Source organism: Nonomuraea sp. NPDC003754, assembly GCF_053605785.1.
The window spans coordinates 42,598-59,783 of the sequence record NZ_JBSGJX010000007.1; the positions used below are offsets into that span (position 1 = coordinate 42,598).

Sequence of the window (17,186 nt, forward strand, 5' to 3'; positions counted from 1 at the left end):
TCTCATGGCCCGAAAACCAGATCAGCGCCGCGGGGCCCTCATGAGTACAGGGGTACTCAGAGCCGGCGCCGCTCATGGACCTGGGTGCACACGTTCGGCGACGCGCGCTTCCGCGCGGTCGAACTGACGCCGACACGCGTCGCGCGCCGTGGTGACGACCACGGCGCGCGGCGAAAGCCCGAGCCGACCGCGCCCGGGGTCGGGCGCGGTCGGCACTGGGCGGCTCAGTCGTTGAGGTGCTGGCGCAGGTAGGACTCGACCTGGTCGAGCGCGATGCGCTGCTGCCCCATCGAGTCGCGCTCGCGGATGGTCACGGCCTGGTCCTCGAGGGTGTCGAAGTCGACCGTGATGCAGAACGGCGTGCCGATCTCGTCCTGGCGACGGTAGCGGCGGCCGATCGCGCCCGCGTCGTCGAACTCGACGTTCCAGCGCTTGCGCAGCTGGGCGGCCAGGTCCTTGGCCTTGGGCGACAGGTCGGCGTTGCGCGACAGCGGCAGCACCGCGACCTTGACGGGCGCCAGCCGGTGGTCGAGGCGCAGCACCGTGCGCTTCTCCAGCACGCCCTTGGCGTTGGGCGCCTCGTCCTCGGTGTAGGCGTCGAGCAGGAACGTCAGCGTGGCCCGGTCGACACCGGCGGCCGGCTCGATGACGTAGGGCACGTAGCGCTCGCCCGTGTCCTGCTCGAAGAACGACAGGTCGACGCCGGAGGCCTTGGAGTGGGCGTTGAGGTCGAAGTCGGTGCGGTTGGCGATGCCCTCGAGCTCACCCCACTCGGAGCCGGCGAAGTTGAAGCGGTACTCCACGTCGACGGTGCGCTTGGAGTAGTGCGACAGCTTCTCCCGCGGGTGCTCGTAGAGCCGCAGGTTGTCCTTGTTGATACCGAGGTCGGAGTACCAGCGGTAGCGCTCGTCGATCCAGTACTGGTGCCACTCCTCGTCGGTGCCCGGCTTGACGAAGAACTCCATCTCCATCTGCTCGAACTCGCGGGTGCGGAAGATGAAGTTGCCCGGCGTGATCTCGTTGCGGAACGACTTGCCGATCTGGCCGATGCCGAAGGGGATCTTCTTGCGCGCCGACTGCTGGACGTTGGCGTAGTTGATGAAGATGCCCTGGGCGGTCTCGGGGCGCAGGTAGGCCAGGCCCGACTCGTCCTCGACCGGGCCGAGGTAGGTCTTCAGCAGGCCGCTGAACTGGCGCGGCTCGGTGAAGGCGCCCTTGTTGCCGCAGTTGGGGCAGGTGATGTCGGCCAGGCCGTGCTCCGGCGACCTGCCGTGCTTGTCCTCGTAGGACTCGACGAGGTGGTCGGCGCGGAAGCGCTTGTGGCAGGACTGGCACTCCGTCAGCGGGTCGGTGAAGGTCTCGACGTGGCCGCTGGCCTGCCACACCTCGGGGGCCAGGATGACGCAGGAGTCGAGGCCGACCACGTCTTCGCGGGCCTGAACCATCGACAGCCACCACTGCCGCTTGACGTTGTTCTTCAGCTCCACGCCCAGCGGACCGTAGTCCCACGACGCGCGCAGGCCTCCGTAGATCTCGCTCGACGGGTAGACGAGCCCCCGTCGCTTGGCGAGGCTGACGATCGTATCCATGACGTCGGTCCGGCGTGCCATTGGCTGAATCTCTTTCCGGCTGGAGGTCGGCGAGTAGGAATGATGAGATCCCAGCTTAGGGGACATCCGGTCGCCTACGCGCGCGACTAATCGTCGCGGCCGGAAAGGTAGACGTCCTCGAAGGCGCTGGGCTCGTTGACCATGAGGATCATCAGGGGGTACATCGCCATTCTGGCCGCCGAGAGCGCGCGGCGGTAGAAGCCCGCGCCCTCCCACTCGCTGACCAGCGCCCACAGGTTGGGCTCGTCGACCGAACGGCACAGGCGGCCGCGCAGGTAGCCCGGCTGCTCGGCGAGCACGTCGATGATCTCCTGGCCTTGCTTGAGGAACTCTTGGGAGCGCGCCTCGGGGACGGAGTAGCGAATCAGAGCGAGCACGCGTTCCAGGATGTCAGACAAGAGGGGTGTCCCGATGTGCGCTCTTCAGGATCCGCCGTTCCGCTCGCGCCCGGCGGGGCGGACAGCAGGCGGTCAAGGGCCGGTACCGGAGAGGGGTCCTGTGGCGATCCTTCAGGCACGGGCGGGTCGCGCGCTAGGCTCGGGAGGTGGCCAGTCGAAAGCCTCTCCCGCCCGGCGAGCAGTTCTTCACGCCCGGCGCCACGGGCCTGCGCAAGGCGGTCGAGCAGCGCAGCGCCGTCCCCATCACCTTCCTGTTCACGCAGGTACCGCGGTGGGTGGCACCGGCCGTCCTGGTGATCCTGCTGCTGGCCGGCTTCGCGCTCGACAGCTGGCTCGGCGGGCTCGCGGTGCTGCCCGTGGTCGCCTTCGTCGGATGGCTGGCCTACCTGTCGTGGCCCTCGCTCGGCACCGGCGGCAAGCTGCTGCGCGTGACGATGCTGACCTTCCTCGTCCTGGTGGCGGCCGACAGGTTCGGTGCCTTCTAGTTCTTCCGGACGATCATCCGGATCCGCCTCTGGCGTGACGTGAGCTGTGGCCGGGGTGACATACGGTCCGGAGTCATGCGTCGTTTCCTGGTCGGTGCCGTGCTCGTCCTGTGCGCCACGGGCGCCGGGTGCCTGTCCGGCACCAGCGCGCTGGAGCTGCCCGCGCTGACCGCGGGCGCGCTGGCCGAGCGCTACACCGCCAACAGCGCGGTCGCCGGTCCGGGACGGCAGCTCATGGCTTACGACAAGGTGGGCGACGGGCGGGTGATCGAGGTGGTCGGGGATCTGGCCAAGGCCCGCACGGTGATCGTCTACGTGCCCGGCACCGGGTTCGGCCTGCGCGACTTCGACGGCTCCTCGGTCTCACCCGGCGGCGCGGCCAAGGCGCTGCACGCCAGGGCCGCCCAGCTGCGGCCGGGCCACGAGGTGGCCGTCATCGGCTGGCTCGGCTACGACGCGCCCGAGATGACCGACTGGGACGTGATCACCACGCTGCCGGCCGCCAAGGGCGCCAAGGCGCTGCGCGAGCTGGTCACCGCCCTGGAAGGCAAGGACCGGGTGAGCCTGGTCTGCCACAGCTACGGCACGGTCGTGTGCGGGCAGGCGGCGCCTGGGCTGCCGGTCGCCGACATCGTGGCGCTGGGCAGCCCGGGCATGGGCGTGTCGACCAGCGCCGAACTCCGCACGCCCGCCCGGGTGTGGGCGACCCTGTCCAGGAAGGACGACGTGTTCAGGGCAGGAGTACGGCTCGGCCCGGTCGGCTTCGGCGCCGACCCCGTCACCGGCGGCTTCGGCGCCCGGGTCTTCGACGGGGGCGACGGCGGCCACAACGACTACCTGCGTCCCGGCAGCGCCACCCTCGACACGGTCACCTCCATCGCCCTCACCGGGGCCCCTGGGTGATCAAGCGGGCAGGTCGAGCAGTTCGACCGGCTCGCCGTCCCATCCCGGCGGGATGACGGCCAGGGCGTCGGCGAGCGCGGCGCCCCAGAGCGAGCCGGGCCGGTCGTGCCCCACGGGCCTGGCACCCGCGCCGGACCTGCGCACCGGCACCAGCCGCGTGTCGCGGTGATGGGCCAGGCCGCGCGGGCCGCTTCGGCGATCCTTCACCGACGTCTCCGCCAGCGTCACGCGCTCGCCCGGCTCGTAGCTCTCGCCGCGGAGCAGGGGGACCAGCAACGTCAACGCCGCCGCCAGGGCCGCGAACGGGTTGCCCGGCAGGCCGACGACCAGCCGTCCGCCGGGCAGGCGCGCCAGGAGCTGCGGATGGCCCGGCCGTACGGCGACCCCGTCGACTGGCACCTCGGCGCCCAGCTCGGCCAGCACGCCGCGCAGGTGGTCGGCGGGCCCCTTCGAGGAGGCCCCGCACACCACGACCACCTCGGCCGACCGCACCCCTTCCTCCCCCGCCGAACGCGCATCTCCCTCCCCTGGAGGACACGCATCCCCCGCACCGGCCGACGGCACGTCCCCCTCACCCGGCAGGCGGGCACCCTCCACTCCGGCCGACGGCACGTCGTCCTCCCCCGGCCGACACGCGCCCCCCACACCGGCCGACGGCACGTCCCCCTCACCCGGCAGGCGGGCACCCTCCACTCCGGCCGATGACACGTCGTCCTCCCCCGGCCGACACGCGCCCCCCACACCGGCCGATGACACGTCTTCCTTCCCCGGCGGGCGGGCATCTCCGGCCTCACCTGGGCGTGTGCCTTCCGGCGTTCGGGCGCGGAGGGCGGCGTGGAGGGGGGCGGCGCCGTCCGGCAGCCTGAGGGTGGGCCCCGGCGTGCCGCCCGCCCACGCGACCAGCCCGGGCAGGAACGGCCCGATGGCGTCACGCACCCGCCCCGGCCCGGGCAGTCCCGCCTCGACCACCTCGTCCCCCGTCACCAGCACCGCCACCTGGGGCCGGCGGTGAACGGCGAGCACGTCGTGGCCGAGCGCGGCGGCCAGCCCGAGCACGGCGGGAGTCACCGTGGTTCCCGCGGCCAGCACGACCTCGCCCAGCCCGACGTCCTCCCCACGCCTGCGGATGTGCCGCCCTTCCTCGACGACCCCGCGGACCAGCCGCTCCCCACCCGGCAGCGCCCCGGCCGGCGGCCTCCCTTCCCGGTGCGCGTTGTCTCCGGACACCCCGCCGACACACACCTCCTCGGAGGCACCGCCGTCGGCCACCCCATCGGCCCGGCGGTCTCCGGGTATGTGGTCGCCGACCGTCGCGGCCTCGTACGGCAGGACCGCCGTCGCCCCCTCCGGCACCGGAGCGCCCGTGGCGATCTCCACCGCGTACCCCGGCTTCAGCACCTCGCCGTGCGCGTGCCCGCCGGCCAGCACCCGGCCGACGACCCGCCAGGGCCCTTCGCCCGCGACCGCGTAGCCGTCCATGGCCGACACGTCGGTCCCGGGCACCGCGACGAGCGCCCGCAGCGGACGGGCGAGCCGGCAGCCGTGCGCCGCGGACAGCGGCACCTCCGCCTCCGGCCAGGGTGGCGCGGCGCGCAGCGCAACGGCGCGGGCCTGCGACCAGTTCACGCTTCCACTGTGCCTATCGCGACCGGCCGGGTGGAGAGGTACGTACGTACTCACGAGACGAACCTTGCCATGGACCCGGGCCGGTCCCGCCCGCCGGGGAGTCCGGCCGCCTGGAAGAAGAAGCGACGCTCGCGGGTTTCCGCAGAGGCGCCCCGATGAACGTCCGCGCCACAGGGCCTGCGCCCTGGCCCGGCTCCGAGCCCGGCTCCGGCTCCGAGCCCGGCTCCGGCTCCGGCTCCGGCTCCGGCTCCATGGTCCAGGCCCGAGTCCAGACCCAGGCCCAGATCCAGGCGCGGGTCCAGGTCCGGGTCCAGGTCCAGGAGTGGGTTCAGGTCCAGGTCCAGGAGTAGGTCCGGGTCCGGGGGCCAGGGGTGGGAGGGAATGCCGGCCGGGGCGCACGGCCTCCTGCCGACGGCCGGCACCCTGAAGAGATTTTGACAACCATTTTCATTCTGGTTCATACTGGGTGGTGTGATGCCCCTTAAGACCCGTTTCCTCACCTTGATCTCCGGCGGGATGCTGCTGGCCGCCACCGCCGCCTGCGGAGCGGGCGCCGCCGAGCCCGAGCCCGTGGCCGCCGTCGAGGCCGGCGACAAGGCGAAGGTCGTGGCCAGCTTCTACCCCCTGCAGTGGCTGACCGAGCAGGTCGCCGGTCCGGACGCGACCGTCGCGACGCTGACCGCGCCCGGGGTCGAGCCGCACGACCTGGAGCTGACGCCGCAGCAGGTCGCCGAGATCGGCGGGGCCACGCTCACCGCCTACGTCAAGGGGCTGCAGCCCGCGGTGGACGAGGCGGTCGAGCAGAACGGGGCCGGCAAGGAGTTCGACGCGGCCGCCGCCGTACGGACCCTGCCGGCGAAGGAGGAGGCGGCCGAGGGCGCCGAGGGGCACGACCACGAGCACGAGATCTCCTACGACCCGCACCTGTGGCTCGACCCCAGCACGTTCGCGGGCGTGGCGACCAAGCTCGGCGAGCGGCTGGCCGCCGCCGACCCCGCGCACGCGCAGGCCTTCAAGGACCGCGCGGCCAAGACGGCCGCCGCCCTCACCGCGCTCGACCAGGAGTTCGCCAAGGGCCTGTCGACCTGCTCGGCCAGGTCGATCGTGACCGCGCACGAGGCCTTCGGCTACCTGGCCGACCGCTACCAGCTCAAGCAGGTCGGCCTGACCCTCGACCCCGAGTCCGAGCCGTCCCCCGCCCGCATCGCGGAGGTGGCCAAGGTGGCCAAGGCCGAGAAGGTCACTACCATCTTCACCGAGGCCCTCGTCAGCCCCAAGGTCGCCGAGGTCCTCGCTCATGAGGTGGGGGCGAAGACCGCGGTGCTCGACCCCCTGGAGAGCGCGCCGTCCAGCGGCGACTACCTGACGGCCATGCGCCAGAACCTCTCGACCCTGCGAACCGCACTGGGATGCACAGCGTGACAGCAGTCTTCGACATGACCGGCGGCCAGGTGACCCTGGACCGCCGGTCCGTGCTTCGCGGCGTCGATCTGACCATCGGCTCCGGCGAGGTCGTCGCCATCATGGGAGCCAACGGATCGGGCAAGTCCACCCTGGTCAAGGCCCTGCTCGGGCTCATCCCCCTGTCCGGGGGCCAGACCCTCCTGTACGGCAGGCCGCCCGCGCGCTTCCGCGAGTGGTGGCGCGTCGGCTACGTCCCGCAGCGGCTGCAGGTGGGCGGCGGCGTGCCGGCGACGGTCCGCGAGGTCGTCGCCTCGGGCAGGATCGCCCGCCAGCGTCGCCTGCGCCCCACCGACGCGTCCGACAGGCTCGCCGTCGAGCGGGCGCTGGAGTCGGTGTCGCTGGCCGACCGGGCGGGCGACTCGGTCCAGCAGCTGTCCGGCGGCCAGCAGCAGCGGGTGCTCATCGCCCGCGCCCTGGCCGGCGAGCCCGACCTGTACGTCATGGACGAGCCCAACGCCGGCGTCGACGCCGAGAGCCAGCGGCTGCTCGCCGGCACCCTCACCACGCTGGTGGCCCGCGGCAAGACGATCGTGCTGGTCATGCACGAGCTCGGCCCGCTCGAGCCGCTCATCACCCGCGGCGTGGTGGTCCGCGACGGCGTGATCGCCCACGACGGCGTGCCGCCGCGGCCGGAGGGCGACTGCGCCAAGCCGGGGCACGAGCACGTCCACCCGCACGCCGAGGAGCCCGTCACCGGGCCGCTGGCGGGATGGCGGGCAGAGGCATGATCGAGCTGCTCCAGCTTCCCTTCATGCAGCGGGCGGTGGCCGCCGCGCTGCTGGTCGGGCTCTGCGCGCCGCTGGTCGGCACCTTCATCGTGCAGCGCCGCCTGGCCCTGCTCGGCGACGGCATCGGCCACGTGGCGCTCACCGGCGTCGCGCTCGGCTTCCTCACCGGCACCGCGCCCGTGCTGACCGCCGTCGCGGTGTCGGTCGTCGGCGCGGTGGCCATCGAGCTGGTGCGGGCGCGCGGCCGTACCAGCGGTGACGTGGCGCTGGCGCTGCTGTTCTACGGCGGCATCGCGGGCGGGGTGATGCTGATCTCCATCGCGCCCGGCGGCAGCAACGCCAAGCTGACCTCGTACCTGTTCGGCGCCATCGCCAGCGTGACCGCCCAGGACCTGTGGGTGATCGGCGCGCTGGCCGTCGCCGTGATCGCGGTGGTGGCCGTCTTCGGCAGGGAGCTGTTCGTGCTCTGCCAGGACGAGGAGGTGGCCAAGGCCAGCGGGCTGCCGGTGCGGTTCCTGAGCCTGCTCATCGCCGTCACCGCCGCGCTCACCGTCGTGATCGCCATGCGCGTCGTGGGGCTGCTGCTGGTCAGCGCGCTCATGGTGATCCCCGTGGCCACGAGCCAGCAGTTCACCAGGGGCTTCCGGGCCACCATGCTGCTGTCGATGGCCTTCGGCGTCCTCGCGGCCGTCGGCGGGCTGCTGGGTTCCACCTTCTCCGCCAAGGTGCCGCCGGGCGCCGCCATCGTTCTTCTCGCTCTCGCCGGCTTCGTGCTGGCCCTGGTGGTCGGTAGATTCGTACGGCGAGGCCGAACCCAGGAGAGCAATCCATGACCACTCGTCGCGATGCCGTTCATGACACCCTTCGCAGGAGCGAAGGTTTCCGCAGCGCGCAGGACGTCTACGCCGAGATGCGCTCCGACGGCGCCAAGATCGGCCTGACCACGGTCTACCGGGCGCTCCAGGCCCTGGCCGACGGCGGCAAGGTCGACGTGCTGCGCACCGACGACGGTGAGTCGGTCTACCGCGCCTGCGCCAGCGGCGACCACCACCACCATCTGGTCTGCCGCCGCTGTGGCCGCACGGTCGAGGTGGCCGGGCCCGACGTCGAGCGCTGGGCCGAGTCCGTCGGCGCCGAACACGGGTTCACCGAGGTCACCCACACCGTCGAGGTCTTCGGCACCTGCGCCGCCTGCTCGGCCGCCGCGCGCGCCTCCTGACATCCGGACGTGCCAGAGGGCACGAAACGGGTATGTGCACCGCAGGAAGGCCCCCGGCACTCCGCGTGGGAGATACGCTGTGCCCCCACGCTGGAGTAGGCCACGACAGGAGCTGACATGCCGTTTGGCCATGACATGGTGTATTCGCTCGCCACGGCCGTCGACCTGGTGAACACCTCACCGTCGACGGGTGGCGACGAACGGCTCGGCGATCTCGACGACCTGGCCGAGTTCGTCAGGGTGCGCCAGGTCAGCGGCATCCAGACCCTCACCCCACGCGACCTGGGGCAGGTCAGGATGCTGCGCGAGGATCTTCACCGCGTCTTCACCGCACCCGATCAGGCCACCGCGCTGCGGCTGCTCAACACGCTGCTGACGGACACGCGCATCACCCCGAGGCTGACCGAGCACGACGGTCACCCGGTCCACATGCACTACTTCGCGCCCGACGCCTCGCTGGCCGAGCACCTGGCGGCCGACTGCGGGATCGCGCTCGCGCACCTGCTGGTCGAGGGCGAGTGGGAGCGGCTGCGCACCTGCTCGGCGCCCGACTGCGACCACGTCTTCGTGGACGAGTCGCGCAACAGGTCACGCGTCTACTGCGACAGCCGCACCTGTGGCAACCGCATGCATGTCGCCGCATACCGGGCGCGGCGGCGGGCATGATGATCCGGTGACCACCGACGAGGTCAGAGACCAGGTCCCGCTGACCAATCTCGACCAGCCGCTGTTCGACGACGCGGGCGTGACCAAGCGCGACCTGGTCGACTACCTCGACACGATGCGTGACCGCATCCTGCCGGCGCTGCGCGCGCGGCCCCTGTCGGTGGTGCGGGTACGCCAGGGCCAGGCGCCCTTCATGCAGAAGAACGTGCCGTCCTACGCGCCCTCCTGGATCCGTACGGTCACCCTGTGGGCCGAGACGTCCCGCAGGGAGGTCTCCTACGCCCTGTGCGACGACCGCAGGACCCTGCTGTGGTTCGCCAACCAGCGCGCGGTGGAGTACCACCCGACGCTGGTGACCGCCGCCGCCTGGGAGCATCCCACCCACCTGGTCCTCGACCTCGACCCGCCCGCCGGCGACGACTTCCCGATGGTGGTGCGCGCCGCCGGGCTGATCCGCCAGGCGCTGGCCGACGCGGGCCTGGCGGGCGCCGTCAAGACCAGCGGCGCGAAGGGGCTGCACGTCTTCGTCCCGCTGCGGGAGGGCCTGGCGATGGCCGACGTCGCCGCCGCCACCAGGGCCCTGGCCGCGCGGGCCGAGCGGATCGACCCCGGCCTCGCCACCACGGCCTTCATCAGGGAGGACCGGGAGGGCAAGGTGTTCCTCGACTCGACCAGGGCGGGCGGGGCGACGGTGGTGGCCGCCTACAGCCCGCGCGTGCGGCCCGGCGCGCCCGTGTCGTTCCCCGTGGCGTGGGACGACCTCGACCGGGTCGCACCCGCCGACTTCACCGTCCGCACCGCCGCCGGGCTGGTGGGCACCGGCGACCCCTGGGCCGAGCTCATGCCGCTGCCGCAGGACCTGCCCGCCGACCTCGTCGAGGAGGGGCACACCATCCCCGTCGCCAGGGTGCAGGCCATGCACGAGGGCAAGCGCAGGGCCCGCGCCCGCCGGGGCTGACGGGCACCGCCTCAGCCCGCCACGGTGTGCACGGGCGTGTCGATCGGGTCGTGCTCGGGCACCTCGACGACGCCGCGGAGCAGGCGCAGGTGCTCGACCCTAGCGCCTCGGCGGATCCACCTGGTTGGGGACGGCTCCGCCGTACCGCCGGTCGCGCTTGGCGTAGATCTCGCACGCCTCCCACAGGTCACGGCGATCGAAGTCGGGCCAGAGCCGGTTAAGGAAGACCATCTCGGCGTAGGCCGACTGCCACAGCAGGAAGTTGGAGAAGCGCTGCTCGCCCGAGGAGCGGACGAACAGGTCGACCTCGGGGATGTCCGGCTCGTCGAGGTAGCGGGCGAACACCTTCTCGCTCACCCGGCCCGGCTTGACCCGGCCCGCCGCGATGTCCTGGGCCAGCTTGACCGCGGCGTCGACGATCTCGGCCTGCCCGCCGTAGTTGACGCAGAACTGCAGCGTGAGCGTGCGGTTGTTCCTGGTCATCTCCTCGGCGTCCTGCAGTTCGGCGATGACGCTCTTCCACAGCCGGCCCGGCCGGCCGGCCCAGCGCACCCGCACGCCCATCGCGTGGAGCTCGTCGCGGCGGCGGCGGATCACGTCGCGGTTGAAGCCCATGAGGAAGCGGACCTCGTCGGGCGAGCGCTTCCAGTTCTCCGTGGAGAAGGCGTAGGCGCTGAGGTACGGGATGCCCAGCTCGAGCGCGCCCTCGATGACGTCGAACAGCGAGGCCTCGCCGGCCTTGTGCCCTTCCGTCCGCGGCAGGCCGCGCTGCTTGGCCCACCGGCCGTTGCCGTCCATGACGATGGCGACGTGCTTCGGCACCAGGTCCCGCGGGATCGGCGGGGGCACCGCACCCGACGGGTGCGGGGCAGGGGGACGGACGTTCACCGGGCTGGCTCCCTTTCTACGTGGCGGAGAGAACGAATGCCGTGTTCGAGATGCCACTGCAGGTAGGCGGCCACCAGCCCGCTGCACTCGGAGCGGTGGCGCGCCTCGGAGGCGTCGGCCGTGTCCCAGTCGCCGCGCAGCAGCGCCGTCATCAGGGTGAGGGTCTCTCCCGCGGGTACGGCGGCGCCGGCGGGACGGCACGACCCGCACACCGCGCCGCCGGCCACGATGGCGAACGCGCGCACCGACTCGCCGCCGCACCTGGCGCACTCCCGCAGCGCGGGCGCGTAACCGGCGACCGCGAGCGAGCGCAGGAAGTAGGCGTCGAGCACCAGCCTGGGCTCGTGGCTGCCGTCGGCCAGCGTGCGCAGCCCGCCGACCAGCAGCAGGAACTGCCTGAGCGCGGGCTCCTTCTCGCCCTGGGTGAGCCGGTCGGCCGTCTCCAGCATGGCGCTGCCGGCCGTGTAGCGGGGGTAGTCGTGGGCCAGCGCCTCGCCGTACGGATGGATGGTCTCCGCCTGCGTGATCACGTCGAGCGTGCGACCCACGTGCAGTTGGAGATCGACATGTGTGAAAGGCTCGAGGCGCGCGCCGAACCTGGAGGTGGTGCGGCGCACGCCCTTGGCGACGCCGCGCACCTTGCCCGTGCGCTTGGTGAGGAGGGTGACGATCCTGTCGGCTTCGCCCAGCTTCTGGGTCCGCAGGACGACGCCCTCGTCTCGGTAGAGACTCACTGGTCCAGTCTAGGGTGACCTTGGGGTGGACCGGCTTTACCCGAGTCTCACTAGACTTTGACACCTGCCCCTGTTTTACCTGTTGTTCTACCCCCCGCAACTGCCTCGAAAGGGTGACATGACCCGCGTGGTCCTGCTGGGCTCTTCGCCCGGCCCCGACACCGCTCCGACCGGCCTGAGGCTGGCCGCCCTCCCCGGCTCGCCCACCGTAGGCGAGCGACTGCGCGCCCAGGCGCTCTCGCTCGACCCGCAGCCGCTTCTCGTCCAGCGCGCCGATCTCGCCACCGCCCTGCGCGCCATCGCCCAGATCGCCGAGTCGGCCGAGGAGAACCTCCTCCTCCTGCCCGAGAACTCGGTCATCCACGACGAGCTGATCTACCAGATCACCAAGGCCAAGCGCGGCGCCATCACGCTCGTGGCCAAGGAGCCGCGCGCGGAGGACGAGAACGGCGAGCGGATCGCCTACGACGTGCCCATCGAGGAGGCGGCGCCCGAGATCGGCGGCAACAGCCTCGAAGGGCTCATGGTCCGCACCCGCGTGGGCAAGTCGCGCGTCATCTCGGTCGGCACCGCCCACCACGCCGTCACCCGGCCCAACGCGATCCTGCTCGGCCCGCTCCACCTCACCACGCGCAACCTGCCCGTGCTCGCCGAGGCCTGCCGCGAGCTGGCCGACCTGGCCCACCTGTTCGGCCCCGAGGACGACCTGGCCCAGCTGATCATCTTCGGCCTGGTCCGCAAGGGCGTCTCCGTCGGCATCCGTGGCCGCCGCGACCTGTTCTTCCGCCGCATCACCACCCAGGCCGAGGCCAACGAGGCCGCCACCGAGATGTCCGGCATGGACGAGGACCGTGCCAGGCTCAACAACGCGGTCAAGGGCGCCGACGGCTTCTTCACCACCTACTTCGTCAGCACCTACTCCCGCTTCATCGCCCGCTGGGCGGCGCGGCGCGGGCTGACGCCCAACCAGGTCACGCTGATCTCCATCTTCCTCGGCGTGGCCGCCGCTCTCTGCTTCGCCACCGGCCAGCGGCTCGGCATGGTCGCCGGCGGCGTGCTGATCTACTTCGCGTTCGTCTTCGACTGCGTCGACGGCCAGGTCGCCCGCTACGCCCGCAAGTTCGGCGTGCTCGGCGCCTGGCTCGACGCGACGTTCGACAGGTTCAAGGAGTACGTCGTCTTCGCCGGCCTGGCCGTCGGCTACGTCGTCGCCGGGCACGGCGACGACATCTGGATCCTGGCGCTGGCCGCGATCTCCCTGCAGTCGGTCAAGCACCTGCTCGACTTCTCCTTCGGCGCGGCCAACCGGCGCAAGGCGCCGTCCCCGCTGCCCACCACCCCGATGACCGCGCCCGACGACCGCGACCTGCGCAAGGCGCTGGAGCGGCGCAAGGTCGAGCGCAGCACCGGCATCCGCGGCGTGCTCAAGATGTGGACCAAGGCGGGCAAGTTCCGCTTCGTCTACTGGGCGCGCAAGATGGTCGTGTTCCCCATCGGCGAGCGGTTCGCGGCCATCGCGATCACCGCCGCCCTCTTCGACGCCCGGGTCACCTTCATCACCCTGCTGATCTGGGGAAGCGTCGCCTCCGTCTACACCGTCACTGGACGCGTCATGAGGTCTCTCGCATGATCACGCAGCCGCAGACCACCGCCACCTCCGCTCCCGACCCCGACGAGGAACGGCGCCGCATCCAGACCGCCAGGCTCCTGGCCTACCGCGATGACGGTCCGCTGGTCCACGCCCTCGCCTCGCGCCTGGGCAAGGGCCTGCCCCCGGTCCCCACGCTGCTGGTCGCGCTCCTGGCGACGATCGGCCTGGCCGTCGCGGGCCTGTCGCCGCTCGTCTCCGTCGCCGTCATGATCGTGCTCGTGCTGCCCACGGGGGCGCGCGACCACCTCGGCCGCCTCGACTGGCTCGTGCCGCCGCTGCTGCGCGGCACCGAGTTCCTCGTCGTCATCCTGGTCGGCCTGGCCTACGACGCGCCCAAGTGGCTGCTGTTCGTGCTGCTGTACGTGGTCGGCTACCACACCTACGACACCGTCTACCGCACCAGGCAGAGCATCTGGCCGCCCACGTGGGTCTTCATGGCCGGTCTCGGCTGGGAGGTCCGCCTGCTGATCATCGCGGTGGGCGCGGCTCTGGGCGTGCTGACCCCGGTGCTGTACGTGCTGACGGCCTACCTGTTCGTGCTGTTCGCGGTGGAGAGCGTGACGAGCTGGGTACGGCTCGACAAGGCCTCGGCGCAGGCCAGCGCCGACGCCGAGCAGGACCTGGAGGCCTCGCCCGAAGAGGTGCTGGAGCAGGCCACCGGCGAGGCCGAGAAGGCCTGACACCGGGGCTCCGGAGAGAGTCCCTGTCAGGTTTCCCAGTCCGGGGCCGTGTGAATGAACCGCGGCCCCGGCTGCGTGTACGGGGGTCCAGATCTCCTCGGCGAAGAGCGCTCTCCGAGAGCTAGCCCGCCCACCGACAGGGTGTCAATACGTGGTTGACAGCGCTGGAATACCATGGTCACATCAAGGCCAGAGAGCGCTCTCTCGTCCGTTGCCCCCTGCTCGCACGGAGAACCGCCATGCCCTCCACGTTCCTCACCCGCCTGGCCGCGACGGTGGCCGGGATCCTGGCGGCGGGCGCCCTCGTGGCCGCCGTGCCGCCGACCCCCACCGGCTGGAGCCTGGTGTGGGCCGACGACTTCGACGGCCCCGCCGGGTCCCCGCCGTCCTCCGGCAACTGGATCATCGACACCGGGCACTCCTACCCCGGCGGCCCCGCCAACTGGGGCACCGGGGAGATCCAGAACTACACCGCCGATCCGGCGAACGTCCGCCTCGACGGCGCGGGCAACCTGCGCATCACCCCGATCGGCAGCGGGCAGAACTGGACCTCGGCCCGCGTCGAGACCCGCCGCGCCGACTTCAAGCCCGCCGCCGGCCGCATCCTGCGGATCGAGGGCCGGATCCAGATGCCCGACGTCACGGGCGACGCCGCGCTCGGCTACTGGCCCGCCTTCTGGGCGCTCGGCTCGCCGTACCGGGGGAACTACTGGAACTGGCCGGGCATCGGCGAGTTCGACATCATGGAGAACGTCAACGGGATCAACGCGGTCTGGGGCGTGCTGCACTGCGGCGTCAGCCCGGGCGGGCCCTGCAACGAGACCTCCGGGCTCGGCGCCAGCCGGGCGTGTCCCGGCTCCACCTGCCAGTCGGCCTTCCACACCTACCGCTTCGAGTGGGACCGCAGCGTCTCCCCCAACCAGCTGCGCTGGTACGTCGACGGCCAGCGGTTCCACAGCGTCAGCCAGGCCCAGTTCGACGCGGGCACCTGGAACGCCATGACCGGCCACGCCGGCTACTTCCTCCTGCTGAACGTGGCCATGGGCGGCGCCTTCCCGAACGCGCTGGCCGGGCCGACGCCCACCGCGGCGACCGTGTCGGGCCGGCCGATGGTCGTCGACTACGTGGCCGTCTGGCAGAGCGGCGGCGGCACCCAGCCCACCGACCCGCCCACCGAGCCGCCGGGCGGGGTCGACGCCCGCTCCACCATCCAGGCCGAGCGCTTCCAGGCCCAGTCGGGCACCATCGTCGAGGCGACCACCGACACGGGCGGCGGCCAGAACGTCGGCGCGATCGCCAACGGCGACTGGCTCCGCTTCGACGGCGTGAACTTCGGCAGCACGCCCGCCCGGCAGTTCGTCGCGCGCGTCGCCTCAGGCGCGGCGGGCGGGGTGAGCGGTCTGGTCCAGGTACGGCTCGGCAGCCCCACCGCGGCCCCCATCGGCGACTTCGCGATCGCGAGCACCGGCGGCTGGCAGAGCTGGCGCACCGTTCCCGCCAACATCGCGCCGACCACCGGCACGCACACGGTCTACCTGACCTTCGCCAGCGGCCAGCCGGCCGACTTCGTCAACGTCAACTGGTTCACGTTCGCCACCTAGCGTCGCGGCGCCGCGCCGTCGTAGGCCACGGCGGGGGCGATGCGCGTGACCTCTCCTCGCTCGGCGGGCTGGTCCTTGAAGCGCATCAGGTCTCCAACGCGGTCCGCGTGGTTTCGACGCTGAACGCTGATCTCGCGCCCGTCCCGGAGACGCGGGCGTGCCCTGCCTGCGCCGAGCCGCTGGCTGTACAGGACAGGCTGTATACAGGGGGACGTGGAACTGGATCGGTTGGATCGGGACATCATCGGGGCGCTGGTCGACGATGCCCGAGCGACATATGCACAAATCGGACAGCGCATCGGTCTGTCGGCGTCGGCGGTGAAGCGCAGGGTGGACCGCCTGCGCGACGCGGGCGCGATCACCGGGTTCAGCGCCCGCATCGCCCCGCAGGCGCTCGGCTGGACCACCGAGGCCTACGTGGAGCTGTTCTGCCAGGGCAAGACCTCCCCCGCCGCGATCGGCCTGGCGATCGCCCGCCATCCCGAGGTGGTCTCGGCCTGCACGATCACCGGCGAGGCCGACGCGCTGCTGCACATCAGGGCCACTGACGTGCGGCACGTGGAGCGGGTGATCGAGCGGATCGCGGCCGAGCCGTTCGTCGTGCGGACCAAGAGCTCGATCGTGCTGTCGCGGCTGGTGGACGAGGCGCAACGGATCGGCGCCGGAATGCCACAAGACGCAACAGACCCGCCCCAACGCGCAATATCGGGCGCTTGGCCTGCGTAAACACTGTTCCTAGGCTGCTGCCGTCCCCCTCGACGAGTTGGAGCCGCAGCATGCCCAAGCACTTCCTGATGTGCCGACCTGACTTCTTCGCGGTGGAGTACGCGATCAATCCGTGGATGGATCCGGACGCGGGTGCCGACCGCGCCGTCGCCATCAGGCAATGGGAGGGGTTGAAGGCGGCCTACGAGGAGCTCGGTCACCAGGTCAGCCTGATCGACCCGATCGACGGCCTGCCCGACATGGTGTTCGCCGCCAACGGCGCGCTCGTGGCGGGCGGCAGGGTCTACGGTGCCCGCTTCGCCTTCCCGGAGCGGGCCGCCGAGGGCCCGGCCTACCTGAGCTGGTTCGCCGAGCGTGGCTACCCGACGTACGAGCCTGCCCACGTGAACGAGGGCGAGGGCGACTTCCTCGCCATGGACGAGGTGATCCTGGCGGGCACCGGCTTCCGCACCTCGCGCGAGGCGCACAGCGAGGCGCAGGAGTTCCTGGGCCGCCCCGTCGTCTCGCTCCAGCTGGTCGACCCGCGCTTCTACCACCTCGACACCGCGCTGTTCCCGCTGCACGGGCGGAATATCGCCTACTACCCCGGAGCGTTCTCCGAGGGGAGCCGGCGCGTCCTGCGGCGGATGTTCCCGGACGCGGTGATCGCGGGTGCCGACGACGCCGAGGTGCTCGGTCTCAACGCCGTCAGCGACGGCACGAACGTCGTGATCAACGTGGAGGCGCACGACCTCCAGCTGGACCTCAAGCGGCGTGGATACGAGGTGATCCCCGTCGACCTCAGCGAGCTGCGCAAGGCGGGCGGCGGTCCCAAGTGCTGCACACTGGAAATCAGGGGGGAGAACTGAC

General features: G+C 71.7%; 19 protein-coding genes. 14 read left to right on the plus strand and 5 right to left on the minus strand.

Translation table 11 applies throughout. The features are described from left to right. Positions 1–224: 224 nt before the first annotated feature. Both ACWEVS_RS11060 and ACWEVS_RS11065 read right to left on the minus strand, forming a co-directional pair. Entirely contained in the window at positions 225–1,589 is a 1,365-nt protein-coding gene (locus ACWEVS_RS11060) for a glycine--tRNA ligase (RefSeq protein ID WP_449916625.1), read from the minus strand. A 107-nt stretch (positions 1,590–1,696) separates the two neighbouring features. Then, positions 1,697–1,987 (minus strand): antibiotic biosynthesis monooxygenase family protein, encoded by a 291-nt coding sequence (locus tag ACWEVS_RS11065; protein ID WP_452412776.1) that lies wholly within the window; start codon positions 1,985–1,987, stop codon positions 1,697–1,699. Positions 1,988–2,154: 167 nt separating this feature from the next. Here ACWEVS_RS11065 and ACWEVS_RS11070 point away from each other — a divergent pair, with 167 nt between their 5' ends. Both ACWEVS_RS11070 and ACWEVS_RS11075 read left to right on the plus strand, forming a co-directional pair. Beyond that, complete coding sequence (locus ACWEVS_RS11070) at positions 2,155–2,493, plus strand: DUF6703 family protein (protein ID WP_354906542.1); 339 nt, start codon at positions 2,155–2,157, stop codon at positions 2,491–2,493. A 75-nt stretch (positions 2,494–2,568) separates the two neighbouring features. Then, a complete protein-coding gene (locus ACWEVS_RS11075) occupies positions 2,569–3,396 on the plus strand; it encodes an alpha/beta hydrolase (RefSeq protein ID WP_354906543.1) in 828 nt (275 codons plus the stop codon). On the opposite strand, the gene ACWEVS_RS11080 is transcribed toward ACWEVS_RS11075, so the two are convergent. Then, the gene (locus tag ACWEVS_RS11080) at positions 3,397–5,022 is read right to left on the minus strand and encodes a molybdopterin molybdotransferase MoeA (protein WP_452551110.1); all 1,626 of its coding nucleotides are present in this window, start codon (positions 5,020–5,022) and stop codon (positions 3,397–3,399) included. 155 nt (positions 5,023–5,177) lie between these two features. Here ACWEVS_RS11080 and ACWEVS_RS11085 point away from each other — a divergent pair, with 155 nt between their 5' ends. The 7 genes from ACWEVS_RS11085 (at position 5,178) to ligD (ending at position 10,057) form a co-directional block, all read left to right on the plus strand. Then, entirely contained in the window at positions 5,178–5,372 is a 195-nt protein-coding gene (locus tag ACWEVS_RS11085) for a hypothetical protein (protein WP_452551112.1), read from the plus strand. 124 nt (positions 5,373–5,496) lie between these two features. Next, positions 5,497–6,444: a metal ABC transporter substrate-binding protein gene (locus ACWEVS_RS11090; RefSeq protein WP_452551343.1), complete on the plus strand. Its 948-nt coding sequence runs from the start codon at positions 5,497–5,499 to the stop codon at positions 6,442–6,444. Further along, positions 6,432–7,214, plus strand: a complete 783-nt coding sequence (locus ACWEVS_RS11095) for a metal ABC transporter ATP-binding protein (protein WP_452551114.1) — start codon at positions 6,432–6,434, stop codon at positions 7,212–7,214. Before ACWEVS_RS11090 ends, ACWEVS_RS11095 begins: the two co-directional genes overlap by 13 nt. Then, a complete protein-coding gene (locus tag ACWEVS_RS11100) occupies positions 7,211–8,047 on the plus strand; it encodes a metal ABC transporter permease (protein ID WP_449916636.1) in 837 nt (278 codons plus the stop codon). The genes ACWEVS_RS11095 and ACWEVS_RS11100 overlap by 4 nt, the downstream gene beginning before the upstream one ends. Continuing rightward, positions 8,044–8,433, plus strand: coding sequence for a Fur family transcriptional regulator (locus tag ACWEVS_RS11105; protein ID WP_354906547.1), 390 nt, complete (start codon positions 8,044–8,046; stop codon positions 8,431–8,433). Before ACWEVS_RS11100 ends, ACWEVS_RS11105 begins: the two co-directional genes overlap by 4 nt. Before the next feature lie 117 nt (positions 8,434–8,550). Beyond that, complete coding sequence (locus ACWEVS_RS11110; protein ID WP_449916639.1) at positions 8,551–9,099, plus strand: CGNR zinc finger domain-containing protein; 549 nt, start codon at positions 8,551–8,553, stop codon at positions 9,097–9,099. Between the two features lie 7 nt (positions 9,100–9,106). Continuing rightward, the gene (ligD, locus tag ACWEVS_RS11115; RefSeq protein WP_452551116.1) at positions 9,107–10,057 is read left to right on the plus strand and encodes a non-homologous end-joining DNA ligase; all 951 of its coding nucleotides are present in this window, start codon (positions 9,107–9,109) and stop codon (positions 10,055–10,057) included. Positions 10,058–10,156: 99 nt separating this feature from the next. Here the strand turns inward: ligD and ACWEVS_RS11120 are convergent, their stop codons facing one another. Continuing rightward, positions 10,157–10,945, minus strand: a complete 789-nt coding sequence (locus ACWEVS_RS11120; protein ID WP_449916644.1) for an isoprenyl transferase — start codon at positions 10,943–10,945, stop codon at positions 10,157–10,159. Then, the gene (recO, locus tag ACWEVS_RS11125) at positions 10,942–11,679 is read right to left on the minus strand and encodes a DNA repair protein RecO (protein ID WP_354906551.1); all 738 of its coding nucleotides are present in this window, start codon (positions 11,677–11,679) and stop codon (positions 10,942–10,944) included. The genes ACWEVS_RS11120 and recO overlap by 4 nt, the downstream gene beginning before the upstream one ends. Positions 11,680–11,797: 118 nt before the next feature. Between recO and ACWEVS_RS11130 the strand changes: the two genes are divergently transcribed. The 5 genes from ACWEVS_RS11130 (at position 11,798) to ddaH (ending at position 17,185) form a co-directional block, all read left to right on the plus strand. Next, a complete protein-coding gene (locus ACWEVS_RS11130; protein ID WP_452551118.1) occupies positions 11,798–13,309 on the plus strand; it encodes a CDP-alcohol phosphatidyltransferase family protein in 1,512 nt (503 codons plus the stop codon). Beyond that, a complete protein-coding gene (locus tag ACWEVS_RS11135) occupies positions 13,306–14,010 on the plus strand; it encodes a DUF5941 domain-containing protein (RefSeq protein ID WP_449916649.1) in 705 nt (234 codons plus the stop codon). The genes ACWEVS_RS11130 and ACWEVS_RS11135 overlap by 4 nt, the downstream gene beginning before the upstream one ends. A gap of 239 nt (positions 14,011–14,249) precedes the next feature. Further along, positions 14,250–15,611 carry a glycoside hydrolase family 16 protein gene (locus ACWEVS_RS11140; protein ID WP_452551120.1) on the plus strand — a complete coding sequence of 454 codons (1,362 nt, stop codon included), beginning with the start codon at positions 14,250–14,252 and terminating at the stop codon, positions 15,609–15,611. A gap of 213 nt (positions 15,612–15,824) precedes the next feature. Further along, positions 15,825–16,337, plus strand: a complete 513-nt coding sequence (locus tag ACWEVS_RS11145) for an Lrp/AsnC family transcriptional regulator (protein WP_452551122.1) — start codon at positions 15,825–15,827, stop codon at positions 16,335–16,337. Positions 16,338–16,387: 50 nt separating this feature from the next. Beyond that, positions 16,388–17,185, plus strand: a complete 798-nt coding sequence (ddaH, locus tag ACWEVS_RS11150) for a dimethylargininase (protein ID WP_452551124.1) — start codon at positions 16,388–16,390, stop codon at positions 17,183–17,185. Position 17,186: the final 1 nt, after the last annotated feature.

Bases quoted from the DNA above. Each gene is read 5' to 3' on its own strand.
- ACWEVS_RS11110 (WP_449916639.1), top strand. From the start codon at position 8,551: ATGCCGTTTGGCCATGACATGGTGTATTCGCTCGCCACGGCCGTCGAC.
- ACWEVS_RS11105 (WP_354906547.1), top strand. From the start codon at position 8,044: ATGACCACTCGTCGCGATGCCGTTCATGACACCCTTCGCAGGAGCGAA.
- ACWEVS_RS11130 (WP_452551118.1), top strand. From the start codon at position 11,798: ATGACCCGCGTGGTCCTGCTGGGCTCTTCGCCCGGCCCCGACACCGCT.
- ACWEVS_RS11100 (WP_449916636.1), top strand. From the start codon at position 7,211: ATGATCGAGCTGCTCCAGCTTCCCTTCATGCAGCGGGCGGTGGCCGCC.
- ACWEVS_RS11135 (WP_449916649.1), top strand. From the start codon at position 13,306: ATGATCACGCAGCCGCAGACCACCGCCACCTCCGCTCCCGACCCCGAC.
- ACWEVS_RS11090 (WP_452551343.1), top strand. From the start codon at position 5,497: ATGCCCCTTAAGACCCGTTTCCTCACCTTGATCTCCGGCGGGATGCTG.
- ACWEVS_RS11140 (WP_452551120.1), top strand. From the start codon at position 14,250: ATGCCCTCCACGTTCCTCACCCGCCTGGCCGCGACGGTGGCCGGGATC.
- ACWEVS_RS11095 (WP_452551114.1), top strand. From the start codon at position 6,432: ATGCACAGCGTGACAGCAGTCTTCGACATGACCGGCGGCCAGGTGACC.
- ACWEVS_RS11060 (WP_449916625.1), bottom strand. From the start codon at position 1,589: ATGGATACGATCGTCAGCCTCGCCAAGCGACGGGGGCTCGTCTACCCG.
- ddaH (WP_452551124.1), top strand. From the start codon at position 16,388: ATGCCCAAGCACTTCCTGATGTGCCGACCTGACTTCTTCGCGGTGGAG.
- ACWEVS_RS11085 (WP_452551112.1), top strand. From the start codon at position 5,178: ATGAACGTCCGCGCCACAGGGCCTGCGCCCTGGCCCGGCTCCGAGCCC.
- ACWEVS_RS11075 (WP_354906543.1), top strand. From the start codon at position 2,569: ATGCGTCGTTTCCTGGTCGGTGCCGTGCTCGTCCTGTGCGCCACGGGC.